We start from the raw sequence: 18,868 nt of genomic DNA, 5'->3' as shown, positions 1-18,868 counted from the left end.
GTCGAGAAGGTGCTCGGCCTACCCCGATGCCGTGGCGTGCCGGCGTGCGGTGATGAGCTGGTCGCGGAAGGCAATGGTCGCGGTGACGACGCGGTCGAACCGCTCCCAGTCCTCGTCGTTGAGGGATGCGGCGAGCTCGTCGACGTCGTACATCTCGGTCCAGCCGTCGAGCTCGGTCCAGGTCAGGACGAACGAGCGGACGCTGCGGTAGTGGGTGGTCATGCCGGGGCGACGCGTGAGGTTCTTCCGCCCCTTCTCGGCAGCCTCCCGCTCAGCCCGGGCGCGGGCCTCCCGAGCCTGTCGGGTGAGGTCGTCAGTTCCGGTCGGCGGGGGTAGCTGGGTCTCCTCGTAGGCGGCCTTGACCTCGGTGTAGAGCGGCTTGACCGGTTCGCCCTGCTCGATGCGGCGCAGGGCGTCGTTGGCCATCGCCCGGATCTCCGGCGGCGTCGCCTTGCGTGCGGCCCAGTCCATCAGGGCGCAGACCCGCTCATGGGTGCTGTACGACGCCTGACCGGTGACGGCTATGGCCGCCTGTCGCCGTGCATCGCCGGTCACTCCCGGTCCCGCGCCGGGCGCGGGACCGGAGGTTCCCCCGATGCCGGGAGCGCCGAACTGGGTCGCTTGCTTGCGAAGCTCAGCCTCCTCGGTCCTGATCGCCATCAGCTCCCGGTACAGCGAGGCTTTCTCCAGTTCGTTGAGGGGCTTGTGGAGCTGGTTCTCGTCCTGTTGGGCGAGCAGGTGCTGCAGCTGGTCGGAGATGCCGGAGCGGACCCAGACCTTCACCGTCCGCCAGCCCAGGCGGCGTACCGCCTCCAGGCGGCGCCAACCGCAGACGAGCACGCCCTCGGGGGTGATCGTGATCGGCTGGAGCAGGCCGAGTCGTTCGATGGACTCGATCAGCTTTCCGAGGTCGCCGGGGTCCTTGCGGTGGCGTACGCCGATGAAGATCGAGTCGAGGGTCCGGTCGAGCTCGATGTGGCCGCGGTGCTCAGACATGCACGTCTCCTCGCGGGTCCGGGGCCGTGTCGGCGATCTCCAGGACGAGCAGGTCATCATCGAGCACCTCGGTGACCGGATGGCCGATCAGCAGCCGCAGGAGCAGACCGTGGCCATCGGAGGTCCAGGCCTCGTCCGGGTTCGGGTTGCCGAGGACGACCCTGAGCAGGGTGGCCCACGCGTCCCGGTCGAGGTCGAGAAGCGCCCGGGCGCTGTGGTCACGGCGCAACGCTGCGTGGGTCGTAGCTCGGTTGCCGGATTCGACCAGGCGCGCGGCGATGTAGTCCAGTGCGCAGGTGGCGGTGTCGCGGGGCCACCCGAGTGCGGTGACGAGGTCGATGACGGTCTCGACCGCCTCGAACGCGGCCGTCGGGGGAGCATCACCGGCTTCCACGGGCTCCACGGCGAGGGCGGGCAGGAGGTTCGGAAGGTCGGCTTCGGTGTCGCTGAAGCGGCGTACGTCGTGGTGGCAGGAGACCTCGGGACGCCGGGCGCGGTCGGGCGAGCACAGGAGGCCCTCGGCGCGCTCTTCAGCGATCAGGCTGACCTTGACCGCCTGGGTCACCACCGCCCACGGGTCGGCGGCGGTGCGCACGGCGTAGGTACGCATCGCCTCGAACGCGGCGGCTGCACCGACCGCGGGATCGCAGCGGTGCTTGATCGACAGCGCCCGGTACCTGCGGGAGGCGAACACCATGAGCTCGCGCGCCTCGGCGTCGTGCTCCCAAGCGCGTGGCCCCGACACTCGGAGCCGGACGAGGAGACGCCGAAGTCCCTGGGCCGTGGTGAACGAGTGAGTCATAGCTGGAGTCCTTCCTCGCGTGCCGCGGGCGAGTTCGATCGGGATGAGGGACCGGGGGATCGGCGCACGGTGCGGCTGACCGTGACCGGGGTACGGCGGGCACGCCGGATCAGCTCGGCCTGGAGGTCGATGCCGCGACCGATCAACGGTGCGACGTAGGGGGTGAGTTCGGTCGGTCGCACCCAGGCGATGCGCGTCGCCGCCGCTGCCTGATTAGCGGGGGGCCTGGCGAGTGAGCGGTCGCGGTGCCGAGCCAGTTCGTTGGCTGTGCCATCTGGCAACAGAGCGGGAGCGGGCTGGTGCTGAGGGCGCTGGCTGTGGCGGCGGTATTCGGTGTGGGTGTTCACAGCTGGATCGCCTCACTCGCTCGGGTAGGGCCCGGGCGGCTCGCGGCGCTGAGGCGGGAGGTGCTGCGGAAGGCGGAGTCGATCGTGGTCTCGATCTCGCGATCGGGGAGCCCAGCGTGCTGCGCGGCGGGCAGCAGGTAGCTGGCGACCGTGGTGCGGTCGAGGCCGTCCTCGACCATGCGGCACGAGGCCCAGAACAGTGATCGGTTGCGTCCACCCTCCGGGGCGGCGGCCACGGTCGCGGCGAGTGCATCTGGGCGACAACCCGTCCCTACGACGGAGGGCGATGGCACAGACGGTTTGCGGCGCGGCGGCTCGAGGAACGCACGGAGCTTGGTCGCGTCGACCGAGCGTGCCGGTCGCGTCGCGACGGCGATCACGTCGTACGTCCGGAGCACCCCGTCGATCTCGACGCGGGACGGGGGAGCGATCACGTAGCCGCCGTCGCCGCGGAAGTCGATGTGCGCCGACGGGACCTGCCAGCAGCGCTGCTCCTGGCCGGCAACGGTGGGGTAGTAAGCGTGGACGCCGCCGGACGGGGTCCGGACCAGCCACCCCCAACCCTCGGCCAGGCCCTCGGACCGGGCCCGTTCGAAGGCACCGAACCCGCTAGCTCGGGAGTAGACGTCGACGTCGACGACGAGGATGCCGGTGCTGGCCCCGGTGGGGAGCCCGATATTCGCCGCGGGGGTGCGCTGCCACCACCGGTGGACGGCACGGGCTGATGAGGTCGCGTCGTGGAAGCCGTTCGGGGTCAGCGGTTGCTTGCCGCCCGGGACGCACGGAAAGACCGGGATCCCGAGGTTCGCGTAGCGGATCGCGGCACCGGCCAGCGTGTCTTCGGTGGCGACGTGGCGCATCGTCGCAACGGTCCAGTGCGGGACGGGGTTCGTGGGGTCGTACATGCGGCGATCGTGCATCGCCAGGTTCCCCCGAATCGGGGGAACTCAGCAGGGGAACACGAGGGGGTACCTGCGTTTCCGCAGGTCAACAGGTACCCCCAAGTCGGCAAGCGGATTTCGGGGCTCGTCCGAACACGTATCCGGACGAGCCCCTGGAGCCTGGCCCGACTCGAACGGTGCTGCCATCCCTGGGCTCAGTGATGCGCGGTACCAGCGCCGCGCATTGGGCAGGCCGGCGACAGAGGCTACGGACTGTGAGCGCGATCTGCACGGGCTGACTAGCCCGCCGCGGGCCTCGCTCGGCTGCCGTGTGTAAGGCCGTTGGCGTCCTCGTAGTCCCACAGTGCCCACTCGTAGCCGGCTACGTAGGCGATGTCGGCAGCCGGATGCGTGGCGAGCCAGCGGTGCCCGGCTTCGGCGGATCCCGTCTGTAGTGCGAGCGTGCGGCCAGCGTTGTATCCCGCCATGTACTGCTGCTCGCCTCTCGTCATCGCCACCCCCTGAGTCGAACATACGTTCTAGTTCATGGTCAACCTGGTACGCATCGCCAGTGTCAGGTCGCGGCACATCGACGAACGGACGATGGGGGCGGTGATCCAAAGCGCGGCCCTCTATCCGGTCCTGCCTACCCGTTTGCGCGTCCATGCCTTGTCCCGAACGACGGCCGAGGTCCGCGCCGGCAGGTCGACCGGGCCGAGTTCGTCGTCGCTCCGGTTGAGCACGTCATCCCTCAGCTGGGCGTCGGCGTGCGCGTGGTGGCCGCTTGCTCGCTCGACGGCGATCATGTCGAGCTGGGCGATGTCGTCGTACGGCGCCGCGGTGAGGCTGACCTGTGCGGAGAAGCGGGCGAGGTCGAGATCACCGGTACTGAGTGCGTGGGTGGTGACGACATGGCTGACGTCGACGATGGCGCTCGTCATGATGTGGTCGAGGCGCTCGCCCTCCAGCAACCAGCTCCAGCCGCCATTGCGGAGGTCGGTGAAGGGCTCGCCGCTGACCAGCCGGAGCGCGGTGACGAGGTCCGAGATTCCTTCCGCGCCTCGGCTCTCACCGCGGGTACGGAGGCGTCGGAACAGGTCCAGGTCGGACAGGACTCTGTGGACCCGGTACGGCGCGGTCACCCCGGGTTCGTGGGTCTGTCGCGCCCGTGGCAGGTAGGGCTCGCCGGTGTGGTCGACTCCGAGCCAGAGGCGGAGTGCGCTCATGTCGGTGCGGGCGCGTTTGGGACGGAGCCCGATCGCGGCGGCGAGGTCGTCCGCGGTTGCCCCGGCGGGGTGCAGCACGAGGTAGGCCAGCAGTTCGATGTAGTACGGGCGACGGTTGGCCGTTGCCTTGATGTCGCCCATCGTCCGGGCCGACACGGGTCCGAGGAGGGTGAGCTTGGGGGCGACGGGGATGGGTGACTCCCAGCGTGCGAGGTCCTCGTCGAGGTCGGGATCGGCCATGTCCACGGCTGACCCTGCGTCGCGACGAGCGAGGGGAGCGAGCTGGTCCACGTCGGCGACCGTCGTGGCCGCGATGTCGGCGTAGGCCTGCGCGTCTTGGGGCAGGAGTGAACGGTCGCCGGCCGGGCCGTGGGGGCGTGGTTCGGTCAGGTGCGCGACGAGGGCGCCCGAGGGGTCCGCGACGGCCGTCTCGTCGGTGGGCCGTGGGACGGGAGTGATCTCGGCTTCGCGGCTGATGTCGACGAGGGTGGCGCAGGCTTTCGCCTCGTCTGAGGTCAGGCCCGCGGTAGCCAGGTGGAGGCCCAGCGGTGGACTCGTCAAGTGGCCGTCGCTGGAAAGGTGCAGGTCGGTGCCAGTCGCCGTCGGGGCAGGGCCGAGGTTGACGAGCGCGGCAGCTGGCCGCGTGGGGTAGCCGGTGATCGCGTTGGCGAGGTCGGCAACGTCGGCGTCGGGGTGATCGGTGTTGGCGATGATCACTGCGCGGAACTGGTCTGGTTCCTGGGCGGGCTCGTCGGCGGAGAGTTCACGGACGAGCCGGCTGATGAACGCGCGGTCACCCGGAGCATGGATGCGGAGGCGGCCTGGATGGAGGTCGGTGAGTTCTGCTCCGACGCCCAGGGTGTCGACCTCGACGAGCATCGACCAGGGGTTGAGCGCGAGCTCCGCGGTGAGGTGTCGGGCAAGTGCCTCGCCGCGCTCGTGGTTCCCGGTCACCGCCACGGTGCGGAGCTCCTCGAGGTTCAGCAGGATCAACGCACCGTCGGCGGCCTGGCCGACGCTCACCAGCAGCGGGTACGGCGCGCTGGCGTCAGCGGAGACCACCGGGACGTCGGCCAGTTCGAGGTGCCAGGTCGTAGCGGAGCCGGTCCACGGCCGCGGCAGGTCAGCGGTCTCCGCGAGTGTCAGGGTGATCCGATGTTCGGACAGGGACGCGGACAGCAGTCTCGGAGAGGGCGAGAGGGACCGTAGTGCTCGGTCGAGGTCCTCGATGCGAGGCGCGATGACGGATCCGGTGACGTGTGCACTCTTCTCCACGTCCCGGAGCTCCTCGGGTGGCGGGGCGAGGATCGTGCCGGGTCGTCGGTGCCGCAGTTGAGTCCGTCGGTGTTGGCGCAGGACGAGCCAGAGCGAGCCGGCGAGTACGGCGCCTGTGCCGGTCAGGCCGGAGAGGAGCCAGGACCGCTCGGCGTCGTCGTCGGCGTTGTCCTCCGTGTCGTCGACGTTGTCCGTTGGCGGGGGGACGGCTTCGTCGGGGGCTGGAGGGGTGGCCGGCACGGGAGGAGGGACGGCTTCGGGAGGCGTCTCGGGCGGCGTTGGAGGTAGCTCGACGGGGGGCTTCTGCGGAGCCGACGATGGGTGCTGCCCGGGGATGGTCAGTCGCCAGCCTGGGTGGATCAGGTCGGGGTCGGTGAGGTGGACTCCGTTGGCCTGCGCCGTGTTCTGGGATGCTTCGAAGATCGCCTGGTACGCGGCGGCGTCGTCGAGTTGCTCTGCGGCGATCTCGGAGAGGGTGTCGCCGGGCTGGACGACGTACTCGTCCTCCACCACCTCGGCCGCTGCCGGGGTTGCCGGCACGCGCAGCACGGTGCCGGGCAGTAGGAATCCGGGTCGGCCGTCGAGCATGGCGTGGTTGAGGTCGACGAGCTCGACGTACCGGGTGCCGTCCCCGAGCCGCTCATCCGCGATCTTCCAGAGGCTGTCGCCGCGCTTGACGGTGTAGCGCTCAGTGCCGTGTGGCTCGGCCTTCTTCGGTGCGACGACGACGGCGGGGGCCGGCGCGGCCGGCGCCACCGGCTGCGCTTCGGCGACGTGGTAGTCCGGTAGTGGTGCGGCTGCCGGGGTCGCTTGGGCTCGCGGTGGGGACAGGAGCGCCGTGGTCGCAGGGATGGCGACGAAGAGGAGGGCTGCCGCGGCGACGAGTCGGTCCGCAGCGAGCTGGGGCATCGCGAGGCCCGGCAGGCGTGGGGCCCGGATGCCCCGGGCGTGGGACACGATGGCGGCGATGACTGAGTAGGCGAACACGGCCCAGGCGATCCACGCGACCACGGTGATCACTTCGAGCGCGAGCGTCCCGTCGTCTGGTGCGCTCAGTCGGGACCAGGAGAAGGCAGAGAGGTCTGGGACTGCGTCGATTGCGAGGAGCAGGGGTGGTGTGCCGCCGACGAAGGCCAGCAGGGCCAGGGTTGCTGTCAGGCCCCGCAGCCGGGAGTGGACGTTGCTCATCGCGGATTCCCTCCGAGGGTGCGGGTCAGGCGTGCGGTGGCGGTGCCGGTGACGTCGAGCCGGTTGATGCCGAGCAGGCCGAGGAACCGGGGGTCGTAGGAGTCGTGGACGGTCACGGTGAGGGTGGTGGCGTTGGTGATCTCGGCGTTGCCGGTGACGCCGGCAGTCTCGAGGTAGTGCTGGGCGGCGGCGCGGGCGAGGGTCGGGTTGATGGTCAGGACGCGTCCTTCGATCGCCGCTCCGCCGTCGACCTCGCCGCCGCCGGCGCGGGCGGCCTGGGCAGCGAGGTCGTGGGCGCGTTCGTGGGCGTGGACCTGGCCGCCGAGATCGACGGCCAGCCCGACCAGGAAGATCATCGCGAGGCTGGACAGCGCCAGCCAGACGGTGATGGATCCGCCCTCGTCGCGTGGGCGGCTCATCGTTCCCGCCAGGTGTCGATCGGGCTGGACATCGTCGCGCGCAGCACCCGGGAGCCGGGGACGCCCGGTACGGCGAGGTCGGAGAGGTCCAGGCGACACGAGACGGTCACGTCGACCGCCCCGGGGACGCCGGGTCGTTTGTCGAAGTCGGCGGTGTCGACGCTGACCTTGACGTGATCGCATCCGATCTGCTGGTTGGTGATGCTGGTGGTCGCCGCCTCGCGAGCGTCAGCGGCGGCGGTGTCGGGGCTGCGGGCGAGCGAGGCCGACCGGGCGCCATCGGCGGCCGCGGATTGCAGTGCTTGGTGGGTGCTCGCGGTGCGTCCGCCGAAGATGATGAGCCCGACGAGCAGGGCGAAGGCCGGTACGCCGATTGCTGCCTCGATCGCTGCTGATCCCCGTTCGTCGCGGCGCCGGGTCATGGTGTGGTCAGCCTCTCGACCGGGACCGTCGCGCTCTGGGTAATCCGGACCTTCCAGCCCGGGATCACGCTCATGCTGAATCCGCTCACCGTGACGGTGGCGATGGCTGTCGTCCGATTAACGGTCACCTGGGCTCTGGTCAGCACGTCGTCCCCGCCTGCTTCGGTGATGAAGTCGTCCGCCGCACCGAGACCGTCGGACTCGCGTCCGTGCTCGGCACCGGCTGCCCGGGCGCCCTCCTGCGCGGCCGCGATGGCCACCGTTCGGGCCTGGTAGAACAGCGCGGCCTGCATGCCCAGGAACATCAACGCGAAGAGGGCAGGCAGGAGGATCACGAGCTCGATCGAGACCGAGCCCCGCTCACCGCGCCGCCGCCGTGGGTGGCGACTAGTTGATGTTGCCGGCTTGGGACTTGACATAGGACGTCACCGCCGCGACCACGACTCCGACGATGGCGATCACCGCCACCGCCCAGAGCACGTGCTCGATGGTCACGGAGCCGCGCTCCCCGGCCCGCTCTTCTGCCCGGTGGCCGGGCCGATGGGTGGGCCGATGCGTGCGCAGGTCGTCGTAGTGGAGTGCGGCGATCTGGAGCAAGACGAGGGCTTTTAACATCGGGTTCCTCCTGGGGTGGTGGCGGTTGTTGTCATGAGGTGGTGAACATGCGCAGTAATGAGGGGGCGACGAGCAGCGCCATGAAGGTGACGCCGAGCAGGGAGCCGGGGATGGTCATCCGTTCGCCGACGGCGTTGGCCTGGGCGATCTCGTCGTTGAGCATCGCGGTGCGCATGGCTGCGGATCTGGCGCGCAGGGTGGCGTACACGCTTGCTCCTTGTTCTCCCGAGAGCCGCATGATGTCGGCGAAGTCGTCGAGCTCGGGCAGGCCGAGCTCTGCTGCCAAGGTGTGTAGGGCGTCCCAGGGCGGCAGGCCGGACCAGCGCGAGCGGGTGAGCTCCTCGGCGAGGCGGGTGAAGACCCACGAGTCGCCGACCTGGGCGGCGGCCTCCATCGCTTGGCGCACGCCGATCCCGTTGTGGCGCTCCAGGGCGACCAGATCGATGTAGGCACCCAGGGCGCGGGCGAACTCGAGCCTCGCCTTGCGGGCCTCGTCGAGGGCGTTGTAGTTGGGGATGAAGAACATGACCGCGGCGAGCCCGATCGAGGCCGCGGCCGGGATTGGGAGCGGGATCGCCAGGCCGAGTGCGTTGAACAGGGTGGTGAGCAGCGGCGGGATCAGCAGTCCGAGTGCGGCGAAGGTGAGCTTCTCGCCGTAGAAGCGGGCCACGGGGACCCGGAGCAACGCCAGCTCCCGGACCGGTGTGCGCGCCCAGAGTCCGGGGGGTAGGACGCGTAGTCCCCACAGCCCGATCCGCTCCGTGCCGCTGATCGCCGGTGCCGGGGTGGCCGTGGTTCCGGTGTGGGTCGCCGAGACCCGGGCGAGGGCGTCGGCGAGGTCCGGTTCGGCGGGCAGGAGGCGGGCGACCAGGAGCATCAGGCCGAGTCCGATGAGTCCGCCGGCCAGGAGCGCCAGCTGCAGTCCGGTGGTCATCGGAGTGCCGCCGCGTCGGGGTGGGGGCCGAGGAACCGGGGCGGTGGTTGGCCGTTGGCCATGCGCCGCATCCAGATGAGCGTGGCGACGTAGGCGGTGAGCAGGACGACGAGGATGACCTGGCCGATCGGGGTCCGGTACGGCTCGACGTAGGTGCCGGATAGGGCGAGGACGACCAGGACGCTGGCGCTGATCAGGGTCACCCACCGCGCGGTCGAGCGGGGTTTGGCTCGGTCGGCCTCGACCTGGCGGCGAGCACGGACGTCGGCGGCCACGGACTCGGCCAGGCCCTCCAGGACGCTGGCCAGGCCCGCTCCGCGGCGGCGGGTGCCGAGGATGAGGTTGGCGGCGATCAGGTCGCCGGTGGAGTCGTCGAGCTCGTCGGCGAAGGCCCGCAACGCGGTCTCGGTGTCCCACCTGGCACGCAGCCGGGCCACCAGGCGGGTGACCTCGCCGCTGATCGGTGCGGGAGCGGAGCGCAGGGTCGCGACCAGCGCCTGCTCCAGCCCGACACCGACGGTGAGGACCCCCGATAGGGACCGGGTCCATTCCTCCATCGCCTCCAGCCGGGTGATCTGGGCGAGCGCCGGGGGAGCGGACAACAACACCGGCAGCCCGACGACCGCGACCGGCGCGATCACCAGCGCCAGCACCCACCCGGTGAGCAGCCACCCGGCAAGACCGAGCCCCAACCCGGCCAGGACGAGGACCCGGGTCCGGGGGCTCAGCGTCAGGAGCCGGCGGCGAGGCTGCGGCGGCTGCCGGGGCGGCTCGGCGGTCGGTCGCAGCCCGACGCCGATGGCGAGGAGGCCGGCGGCGATCAGTCCTCCGGCCAGGCCGGGAACGAGCGCGTTCACGGCCGCGCTCCGGATGGGTGGGCGGGAATCGGGTGGGTCGAGAGGTACGCCGCGAGGTCGAAGCCGTGGTGGGCCAGGGTGCGGTACTCATCGGGGAGGACGTCGGGCACCGCGACGCCGGTGGCGTCGGTGCGGAAGACGTGGGTGGTGGCGTAGCCGACCTCCTTCTCGCCCGGGGTCACGGCGACGACCTCGGCGATGCGGCGGGTGCGTTGGGTCCGTCCCTCGACGGTTCTGGTGTCGAGGTTGAGGTGGACGATGAGGTCGACGGTGGCGGCGAGCTTGCTGGTCGCCAGAGCCTGGGTGACGTGGGGGCCGGCTTCCATCGCGCAGGTCACGAGCTTGCGGACGGCGGCGATGGCGTCGGCGGCGTGGGTGGTCGAGATGGAGCCGGTGCCGGACTCCATCGCCTTGATCATCGCCCAGATCTCCTTGCCGCGGACCTCGCCGACGATCTGGCGCGACAGGTTGAACCGGAAGGAGTCGATGAGGGCCTCATCCAGGGTGAACTCGCCCGCCTGGCGCCCGTCGGTGCTGCGTTCGCCGGAGCCGGGGCGGGCCTCCCAGGCGTGCACGATCTTGTGTCGGCCGAGCTCGTGGAGGTGTAGCTCGTACTCGGTCTCGAAGGTCCCGATCGCCTCCATCTGGTCGATCTCGGCGCACAGCGCTCGGACCAGCGTCGTCTTCCCCGCCCCCTGGGCGCCGGTGACGACGATCGAACGACGGGCCTGCACCGCCGCGCGGAGGAACGACGCCGCGACCGGACTCATCATGTCCCGGGCGACGAGGTCGTCGAGGGTGACCTGCATCAGCCGGTGCCGGCGGATGACCACCGAGGGCCGGGGGGTCACCCAGGCCGCTGCGGCGAGACGCGAACCGCCGTCGAGACGCAGATGGAGGCGGGGCTGGGCCTCGGAGAAGGACCGGGCGTTGACCTCGCTGCGGGAGGCGAGGAAGACCAGGAAGTCGATCAGCTCGGCGTCGGAGTCGGCCACTGGCGGCCCATCGATGAGGGTGCCGTCGACCAGCTCCAGCAGGACGTTGTCGTGGCCGACGATGATGATGTTCTCCACCGCGTCGTCATCGACCAGGGGCTGGAGGCGCCCGAGCCGGAACAGCGAGTCGAATACCGCCTGGGCGGTGGCCTGCTGACGCGCCGGCGACCACGCCCCCTGACCGGCGTCGACCGCCTCCGCCATCGCCGACTCGATCAGGTCCAACACGATGGACCGGCCGAGCTCCTCCTGGGCGGCCCTGTCGAACCGGGTCCGGGCCGCGGCGACCGCCTGGCTCAGCTGCTCCGAGGCCCGCGCCCGCAGCACCGCCACGACCGACCAGTCGACGTCGGTATTCGCGGACGGTGCCACGCTCACCGTCGCCGTGGCGGCCGGCGCCGTCATCGAGGTGCCGTTGACGGGTTGGGTGAACAGCGGCAGCCGCGCCAGGTCGCCGTACTCGTGGAGATGACGGAACGTCTCGCTCACGGTGTGATCTCCTCGCTCAATGCGGCGTCGCTCAGGGCGACCCGGCTGCGGGCGACGTGGGACTGGACCGCCTGGGCTGCGGCTCGCAGGCCACGCAGGTAGGGGCCGGTCTCGAAGTGGCGCGGGGCGGACGCGCCCCGGTGGTAGACCGCCGCCGCGGCCGGATCGTCGGGCAGGTCGGTCACCACCGGCATCCCGAGTACCTTCGAGACCTCGGTGGCCCGGTAGGGCTGGCCCTCGCCGATGAGCAGCAGCCCGGGGTGCCGCCACCCGGTCCCCGGCTGGCGGACGGACTCGGCCCAGGACCGGGCCGCCGAGATCGCCGGCAGCGTGGCCCGCGTGAGCAGGAGCGTGAGGTCGGCGGCCTCCAACAACGGCTGCGGTGACCCGGCCAACCCCAACCGGCCGGCGTCGATGATCACGTCCTGCCCGTTGGCCTCCAGCTCACCCAATGCCACCGACAGCGGCTCCCACACCTCGCGCAGCGCCGCGGCCTGCGCATGGGACCGGGTGCCGGCCACTAGCGACACGCTCGGGCTCAACGGACGGACCACGTCGCGTAGCGCCTCGGCCACCCCGAGCGGGGACAGGGCCAACTCGACCAATCCGACCTCGTACGGCGTCGTACCGCGAAGGAACCCGGCCAGCACGCCCGACCCGCCCGTCGGGTCGGCCTCGAGGAGCAGCACCGGGCGCGGCCAGCAGAACGCGAGCCCGACCGCGGTCGTCGTGACGCCCGGGGAGCCGGAGGCCGAGGTCAAACAGATGACGGCCATTACGGGGTCCCGGAGTCGAGGACCAGTGCGACATCACCGGTCGCCGCCCTGGCGGCGAGGAGACCTGCATCCCCGTGGGGGACCAGGACGTTGACGACCGTGTTGCCGGTGGTCTCGTCCAGGCCGGTGTCGACCACCTCCGCGTTCGTGAACTCAGGGCCGCTGGCCGGGACCGTCCCGGTCTCACCCGGGGTCACGATGATCCGGACATTGTCCCCACCGTGCAGGGCCAACGCGGGGACCTGGGCGGGGGTGAGGGAGATCCCGACGACCGACCGGCCCGGGGGAGGCATCGGGTCGTCGGTGGTCGACTCGCTCGTCAGCAGCCCGCCGGCGGTGATGTCGAGCGCAGCGCGCCGGCCGACGATGTCGTCGTACGCCGACGCAGGCACAGGGGACAGCGCCGGGTCACCGCCGATCCGGACACGCTGGGGTCCTCGGCCTCGATCACCTCACCGCGGTGGATCGTGGAACGTGCCGCGAGGACCTCCTCGGTGTCGGTGGTTGCACTCCAGGCCCAGGCCCCGAGCAGGCAACCGACCGCGGTCACCGCGACCCCGGCGGCGAGCAGGGCCGGGCGTCTGCGGAGCTTGGGCGGGGGAGTCATGACCGGGCCGGCGTCCGGCACGGCGGAACGGGGGCCGGGGTGCCGGTCCTCGCGTGCAGATGTGGTCATCGTCGTCCCTCCGCCTCTTCGCTCGTCAGTTCACGAGCACCTGCGCTTCGCCGATCTGGATCTGGGTCGAGCGGTTAAGGCCGTTGAGGCGGATCGTTCCGGTCTGGCCGGCGCCGGACCAGGTGATGACCCAGCTCGACGTCGCCGTCACGGTGTAGGCCTCGTCGGGCTCACGCGCGCTCGACCTCTCGTAGACATGACCGCAGTCGGGAGAGTCCTTCCTCCCGTACGACGGCAGGTACGGCGTGCCCGCCCTCTCGCAGACAACCTCGGTGCCATCACCCATGTCCCACGTCACGCGCAGCACCCTGGCGGTCGCCGTGATCGTCATCCCGCCAGCCGACGCGGTGGCCGTGATCGGGCCGAACGTGTGCTCATCCGGAGACTGGACCCACATCCACACCGGCATCCCGACCAGACCGACACTGTCCGGACCGGGCTTCGGGGCGATCCCGATGTTGATCGCTGACAGGTTCATCTGTTTGACGGCGAGTTCGGCAACGTCGCGTGGAGAGGGACCAGCGCCTGATCCCTCCGGAGTGTCCAAAGACCAGATGTAGACGAGCATCGACGTTTGGGGCTGGAAGCAGGTGTAGACAGCGCCGTCTCCCGGCTCATGCCCTTGCCAGTTGGGATCGCCGGCGGGCGGCTGCGGATCGGCGAGCTTCAGATAGCAGTTATAGGCGTTCGACCAGAAGCCGTACTCCGAAGTGCACGGCACCGGTCCCGCCGACGGACCACCAACTCCCTGCTTCGACGGATCCCAGTAGCAGGCGGCGCCAGAGCCGGAATCCTCTGGCCCGTTGTCCTCCGGTGTCGCTGGGTTGGATGGGGCAGGTGGAGCCTCGACGTAGACCACGCACACACCCGTCGCCGGGTTCACGTGTGCACACGTCGGGTCGGCGTAGGCCTCCGTGCGCAGGACCATCGTCAGGCAGGCGGCCCAGATCGTGGCGAGGATAAGGCGAATCAGGAGGCTACACACGGCGGCCGCTCCAAGTCGCGCGCGGTCGCGACCCGCCAAGCGCCGCTGGGATCCGCGGCGAACTCGTAGTTCGCGACGGCGTATCGAGTCCACCCGGTGTCCGGGCGGTTCGGACTGACAACCGACGTGCCGTCCTTGCGAAGGACATCGACGTTGGTGACATCCCAACAGACGTCGATAACCACGGTCGGGACCCTGCCCGCATGCGGGTCGGAGTTGCTGAGGTTGACCGACTGGATCTCTAGGTTGGCCAGCAGAGTGTCACCAACCTGATGTTCCCCTCGACGGTGCTGCTCTCGGAGGAACTCCTTCTCCGCGGTGCGCTCAATGCTCGTTGTCACGGCGTCGAGCGCGCGGAGGTCGGCGCCCGGGTTTTGAGCGAGCTCGTCGATCGTCGAGAAATACTCTCGCACCGTCCGGGTCGCGTTCGCCGAAGCGGATTCGGCTGGTGACGTGGGTGTACTGCTGGTCTCAGGTGGTGATGGCGCTGAACTCGCGACAATCGGCGAGTTGGCCGAGTCCGCTGGTTCGGAGTCGCCAGCGGCACAAGCACTTACCGCGGCCAACACCAGAGCGCCGGTCGCCCAAGACTTCAGCCCGAGTCGTTCAGTCATGTGCGGTCTCCTGCTTCCTCTAACCGGTCGGGCTCGAGGCGCAGACGGCGCCCGCGGGCGGGTGTTGATGCCGTCTGGCCAACATCGTAAAGCCCGGCCTGACGATGGGGAACCCGGCATTTTCACCGAGCTCTTCCCTCCTCAGGTGCTCCCCCCGCACCAGGCCCTCCTCACGTCCCCACTCCGGCTCGACCCCGCCCCACGCGCCTGGCCCCGCCAGGTCCCCCCGTTCGCGACCCAAACCCTTCTCGCCTTCACACGGTTTGCACCTCGAGGGGGCTGTGGAGGAAGCCGCCCACCTGGAGTCTGTGGAACGGAACTGGCCGTGACGGTCTCGATCCGCCGGATCTCCGCGGGCGCGGGTTATCGGTACCTGCTGCGCAGCGTGGCCGCGGGTGACGGCAACCGCGCCATGTCGACGCCGCTGACCCGCTACTACACGGAGGTCGGGACGCCGCCGGGTCGCTGGATGGGCTCGGGGTTGGGTGCGCTCGGTGACGGTCGGCTCCGGTCGGGCATGCCGGTGAGCGAAGAGCAGTTGGCGCTCCTGATTGGCATGGGACGAGAGCCGGTGACAGGTGATCAGCTCGGGCTCGCCTACCCGACCTTCACCAAGCTGGCGACCCGTATCGAGAAGCGCGTGACCGCCCTCGATCCCGCCATGACCCCAGAGGACCGCGCAGCCGAGACGGCCAGGATCGAGGCAGAGGAGACGGCGGCCGGGATGCGTCACGCGGTCGCGGGTTACGACTTGACCTTCAGCGTCAGCAAGTCGGTCTCGGTGCTGTGGGGTCTCGCTGACGCACCCACTCAGGAGCGGATCGTGGCCGCCCACCACGCCGCGGTCGCCGACGTCCTCGCCTACTTCGAACGGGAAGTAGCCGCCACCCGGACGGGCCGTGCGGACCGCGACGGTGCGGTGGCGCAGGTCGGGGTGGGCGGGGTCGCGGCCGTGGCGTTCGATCACTACGACTCCCGGGCCGGTGACCCCCAGCTCCACACCCACCTCGTCATCTCGAACAAGGTCCAAACACTTCGGGACGGACGCTGGCGCAGCCTCGATGGGCGGCCGGTGTTCGCCTCGGTGACCGGCCTGTCCGCGCTGTACGACGCGCTGCTGGCCGACCGGCTGACCCGTGACCTCGGTATCGGGTGGGAGCTGCGGGAGCGGGGTCCGGATCGGAACCCCCGCTGGGAGATCACCGGTGTCAGTGATGAGCTGATCGGGGAGTTCTCCAGCCGGACCCGGGAGATCGAGCTCGCCAAGGATGACCTCATCGCCGACTACGTGACCCGGCACGGGCGACACCCCTCAGCCAAGACCATCGTCGAGCTCCGCGCCCAGGCCACCCTCGCCACCCGACCCCCGAAACAGACCCGCTCCTTGGCCGACCTCACCACCGAGTGGCGCCGGCGCGCCGCGGCCAAGATCGGCACCGACCCGGCCTCGTGGACCGCAGACCTGGTCGGCGGCACTGGCCAGGTGCTGGCGGTCGACGATGTCCCGCTCCCGGTGATCGAGGCGATCGGGGCCGAGGTGGTGGCCGCGGTGAGTGTGAAGCGGTCGGTGTGGTCGCACTGGAACCTGCTCGCCGAGGCAGCTAAACAGACCATGGGACTGCGGTTCGCCACCACCACCGACCGCGAAGCGATGGTGGGGATGGTGGTGGACGCAGCCCAACTCCACTCGGTGGCGTTGACGCCGCCGGAGCTGGCACCGAGCCCGGTGCGATTCCTGCGCGATGACGGCAGCAGCATCTTCCGACCCCGGCACGCGATGAAGTACTCCTCCACCCCGGTGCTCGACGCCGAGGCCCGTCTCCTCGACCGCGCTGAATCCACCACCGCACCGACGGCGCACCCGGTCGTGGTGGCCCGGACCCTGGCCCGGGCTCCGGGTCCGCTCAGCCCAGAACAACGCCGGGCGCTGGAGGCCATCACCGGCTCGGGGCGGCAGATCGATCTCCTCGTCGGCCCGGCCGGCGCCGGGAAGACCACCGCGATGCGGGCCCTGCGGTCGGCCTGGGTGGCTGGGCACGGGCGGGGGAGTGTGGTCGGGCTCGCCCCGTCGGCCGCAGCCGCGCAGGCGTTGGCCGACGACTTGGGCATCGCCTGCGACAACACCGCCAAGTGGCTGCACGACCACGACCACGGACGGACCACGTTGCGGGCCGGGCAGCTGGTGATCCTCGACGAGGCCACGCTCGCCGGGACCACGACCCTGGACCGGATCACCGGCATCGCGGCCACGGTGGGGGCGAAGGTGCTGCTCGTCGGTGACCCGCACCAGCTGCAGTCGGTGGATGCTGGGGGAGCGTTCGCGCTGCTGGTCGACCGACGCCCCGACGCCCCCGAACTCACCGAGATCCACCGGTTCACCCACCCCTGGGAGAAACCGGCCTCCCTCGCCCTGCGCCGCGGCGAGGTCGAGGTCATCTCCACCTACGCCCACCAGCACCGGATCCGGCAAGGCCTGACCGAGGAGATGCTCGACGCGGCCTACACCGCCTGGTCCACCGACACCACCGCCGGGAAAGCGAGTGTCTTGGTCACCGAGTCGGTCCATGCCGTCCGGGCTCTCAACGAACGCGCCCGCGCTGATCGCCTCATCCTCGACGGAGCGGTCGATGGCCGCGAGGTCCACCTCGCCGACGACACTCGCGCGTCCATCGGTGATGTCGTGATCACCCGCCGCAACGACCGCACCCTCCGCACCAGGACCAGGAGCTGGGTCAAGAACGGCGACCGGTGGCGCATCACCGACCTCCGGGCCGACGGCACCGTGGTCGTCGACCGCCTCAACGAACGCCGCCCCGGGCGCACCGTGCTGCCGGCGACCTACGTGGCCCGGCACGTCGACCTCGGCTACGCCGTGACCGCGCACCGCGCCCAGGGCATCACCGTCGACACCGCCCACGTCGTCGTCACCGCGACCACAACCCGGGAGAACCTCTACGTGGCCATGACCCGTGGCCGGGAGTCGAACATCGCCTACGTCGCTCTCGACCAACCCGACGACACCCACACCACCCCCGAACCCGACGACGTCACCGCCCGCACCGTGCTTTACGGCGTGCTGCAGCACAGCGGCGCTGCCATGTCCGCCCACCAGACCCTCGCCGCCGAGCACGAGTCCCACGCCAACATCGGGCGTCTCGCCGCCGAGGTCGAGACCATCGCAGCCGACGCCCAGCACGACCGGTTCGTCGACCTGCTCCGCCGATCCGGCCTCACCCCCGACCAACACTCCGCGGTCATCGCATCGGCCGCCTTCGGCCCCCTCGCCGCGGCCCTGCGCCGGGCCGAGTCCTACCACCACGACCTCGAACGCCTCCTCCCACGCGTCATCGACCGCCGCGGCCTCGACGACGCCGACGACATCGCCGCAGTCCTGCGCTACCGGATCGACAAGCTCACCGCGACCACCCCCCGCGGCTGCCGACAAGCCCCGCGACTGATCGCTGGCCTCATCCCCGAACCCCTCGGCCCGATGAGCGACGAAGACCGACACGCCATCACCGAACGCAAGCACCTCATCGAGACCCGCGCCCGAGCACTCGCCGAACACGCCATCACCGACGGCGTTCCGTGGACCCGCCGGCTCGGCACCCCACCACCCGACCCGGTCGACCGGGCGCGATGGGTCGACGCCCTCAGCACCATCGCCGCGTACCGCGACCGGTACGCCATCACCTCGACCCTTCCCGCCGGCGGGGGAGCAGCCAACGACGCCCAACGAGCCGACCGCCGGCGTGCCCTCGCCGCCGCACGTGCCACCACCGGGGTTGCAGAACGTCAACCGGAACGCGCCGCCGCGGTCCAAGCTCGATCCCCTTTGTTGCCATAGGAACCGTCAGGGCGTGTCTCTCCACAGCCCCAGGCTGAACCTGCCTACGGACGGCCCGCAGTGGTGTTACCGAGGTAGGACCAGCAACGAGAGGAACATCGGATGCTCGCCCTCCTCGTACTCCCCGTCTTCTACGTAGTGGCGCTCACGCAGCGCTACCTCCAGATGCATGCCCCCTCGAACAGACTGTGCCGACGAGTGCGCTCATTGACGCCGCGGTGGCGCACAGCCACGGCGCTGGTCGCGCTCGCCGCTGCGCTACTCGTCGCGATGCACGCCGTGGCCGAGATCGTCGCCAGGGGAGCGCCTGGCTGGCTCAACCTCGTCGTCCTCGTACTCGCCTGGGACAGCATCAAGATCTTCCTGGCCGGGCTCCTTGTCGCGGCCCGATGCGTCGATGGCCTATGCAGGACGGCGATGAGCTCACTCAGAGCGCAGCTTCGACCTGTTGAGACCGGCACCACGACCGGTTCCAGCACGCGGATGTCGCACCAGGGAGTCACCGTTCTTCGCTGAGGGCGCGG

The 18,868-nt window shown here is 70.5% G+C and carries 18 protein-coding genes; 2 read left to right on the top strand and 16 right to left on the bottom strand.

The features are described from left to right. Nucleotides 1-18: 18 nt before the first annotated feature. From MUB56_RS22520 to MUB56_RS22445, 16 genes are all read right to left on the bottom strand, one after another. Complete coding sequence (locus tag MUB56_RS22520) at nt 19-996, bottom strand: ParB N-terminal domain-containing protein (RefSeq protein WP_244929246.1); 978 nt, start codon at nt 994-996, stop codon at nt 19-21. Next, complete coding sequence (locus tag MUB56_RS22515; RefSeq protein ID WP_244929245.1) at nt 989-1,798, bottom strand: serine/arginine repetitive matrix protein 2; 810 nt, start codon at nt 1,796-1,798, stop codon at nt 989-991. The genes MUB56_RS22520 and MUB56_RS22515 overlap by 8 nt, the downstream gene beginning before the upstream one ends. A 343-nt stretch (nt 1,799-2,141) precedes the next feature. Beyond that, the gene (locus MUB56_RS22510; protein WP_244929244.1) at nt 2,142-3,050 is read right to left on the bottom strand and encodes a bifunctional DNA primase/polymerase; all 909 of its coding nucleotides are present in this window, start codon (nt 3,048-3,050) and stop codon (nt 2,142-2,144) included. Between the two features lie 608 nt (nt 3,051-3,658). Continuing rightward, nucleotides 3,659-6,715, bottom strand: coding sequence for a LysM peptidoglycan-binding domain-containing protein (locus tag MUB56_RS22505; protein ID WP_244929243.1), 3,057 nt, complete (start codon nt 6,713-6,715; stop codon nt 3,659-3,661). After that, the gene (locus MUB56_RS22500) at nt 6,712-7,134 is read right to left on the bottom strand and encodes a pilus assembly protein TadG-related protein (protein WP_244928511.1); all 423 of its coding nucleotides are present in this window, start codon (nt 7,132-7,134) and stop codon (nt 6,712-6,714) included. Before MUB56_RS22500 ends, MUB56_RS22505 begins: the two co-directional genes overlap by 4 nt. After that, complete coding sequence (locus MUB56_RS22495; protein WP_244928510.1) at nt 7,131-7,556, bottom strand: TadE family protein; 426 nt, start codon at nt 7,554-7,556, stop codon at nt 7,131-7,133. Before MUB56_RS22495 ends, MUB56_RS22500 begins: the two co-directional genes overlap by 4 nt. Then, the gene (locus tag MUB56_RS22490; protein WP_280637313.1) at nt 7,553-7,975 is read right to left on the bottom strand and encodes a pilus assembly protein; all 423 of its coding nucleotides are present in this window, start codon (nt 7,973-7,975) and stop codon (nt 7,553-7,555) included. Before MUB56_RS22490 ends, MUB56_RS22495 begins: the two co-directional genes overlap by 4 nt. Further along, a complete protein-coding gene (locus tag MUB56_RS22485) occupies nt 7,944-8,171 on the bottom strand; it encodes a hypothetical protein (protein ID WP_244929242.1) in 228 nt (75 codons plus the stop codon). Before MUB56_RS22485 ends, MUB56_RS22490 begins: the two co-directional genes overlap by 32 nt. A 31-nt stretch (nt 8,172-8,202) precedes the next feature. After that, a complete protein-coding gene (locus tag MUB56_RS22480; protein WP_244929241.1) occupies nt 8,203-9,105 on the bottom strand; it encodes a type II secretion system F family protein in 903 nt (300 codons plus the stop codon). Further along, nucleotides 9,102-9,962 carry a type II secretion system F family protein gene (locus tag MUB56_RS22475; RefSeq protein ID WP_244929240.1) on the bottom strand — a complete coding sequence of 287 codons (861 nt, stop codon included), beginning with the start codon at nt 9,960-9,962 and terminating at the stop codon, nt 9,102-9,104. Before MUB56_RS22475 ends, MUB56_RS22480 begins: the two co-directional genes overlap by 4 nt. Beyond that, nucleotides 9,959-11,446 (bottom strand): ATPase, T2SS/T4P/T4SS family, encoded by a 1,488-nt coding sequence (locus MUB56_RS22470; RefSeq protein ID WP_244928505.1) that lies wholly within the window; start codon nt 11,444-11,446, stop codon nt 9,959-9,961. Before MUB56_RS22470 ends, MUB56_RS22475 begins: the two co-directional genes overlap by 4 nt. Beyond that, nucleotides 11,443-12,222 (bottom strand): hypothetical protein, encoded by a 780-nt coding sequence (locus MUB56_RS22465; protein WP_244929239.1) that lies wholly within the window; start codon nt 12,220-12,222, stop codon nt 11,443-11,445. The genes MUB56_RS22470 and MUB56_RS22465 overlap by 4 nt, the downstream gene beginning before the upstream one ends. Beyond that, nucleotides 12,222-12,614 carry a hypothetical protein gene (locus tag MUB56_RS22460; RefSeq protein ID WP_244929238.1) on the bottom strand — a complete coding sequence of 131 codons (393 nt, stop codon included), beginning with the start codon at nt 12,612-12,614 and terminating at the stop codon, nt 12,222-12,224. Before MUB56_RS22460 ends, MUB56_RS22465 begins: the two co-directional genes overlap by 1 nt. Then, nucleotides 12,542-12,898 (bottom strand): hypothetical protein, encoded by a 357-nt coding sequence (locus tag MUB56_RS22455; protein WP_244929237.1) that lies wholly within the window; start codon nt 12,896-12,898, stop codon nt 12,542-12,544. Before MUB56_RS22455 ends, MUB56_RS22460 begins: the two co-directional genes overlap by 73 nt. A 25-nt stretch (nt 12,899-12,923) precedes the next feature. Next, nucleotides 12,924-13,883 (bottom strand): hypothetical protein, encoded by a 960-nt coding sequence (locus MUB56_RS22450; RefSeq protein ID WP_244929236.1) that lies wholly within the window; start codon nt 13,881-13,883, stop codon nt 12,924-12,926. Next, nucleotides 13,868-14,497: a hypothetical protein gene (locus MUB56_RS22445; protein WP_244929235.1), complete on the bottom strand. Its 630-nt coding sequence runs from the start codon at nt 14,495-14,497 to the stop codon at nt 13,868-13,870. The genes MUB56_RS22450 and MUB56_RS22445 overlap by 16 nt, the downstream gene beginning before the upstream one ends. A gap of 325 nt (nt 14,498-14,822) precedes the next feature. Here MUB56_RS22445 and mobF point away from each other — a divergent pair, with 325 nt between their 5' ends. Together mobF and MUB56_RS22435 are read left to right on the top strand one after the other, a co-directional pair. Further along, entirely contained in the window at nt 14,823-18,344 is a 3,522-nt protein-coding gene (mobF, locus tag MUB56_RS22440) for a MobF family relaxase (protein ID WP_244929234.1), read from the top strand. 102 nt (nt 18,345-18,446) lie between these two features. Then, a complete protein-coding gene (locus MUB56_RS22435; protein WP_244929233.1) occupies nt 18,447-18,860 on the top strand; it encodes a hypothetical protein in 414 nt (137 codons plus the stop codon). Nucleotides 18,861-18,868 lie beyond the last annotated feature (8 nt).

Origin of the sequence: Nocardioides sp. W7, assembly GCF_022919075.1 — a bacterium.
Classification (GTDB): Bacteria; Actinomycetota; Actinomycetes; order Propionibacteriales; family Nocardioidaceae; genus Nocardioides.
This window is presented reverse-complemented; position numbering and strand designations above follow the sequence as displayed.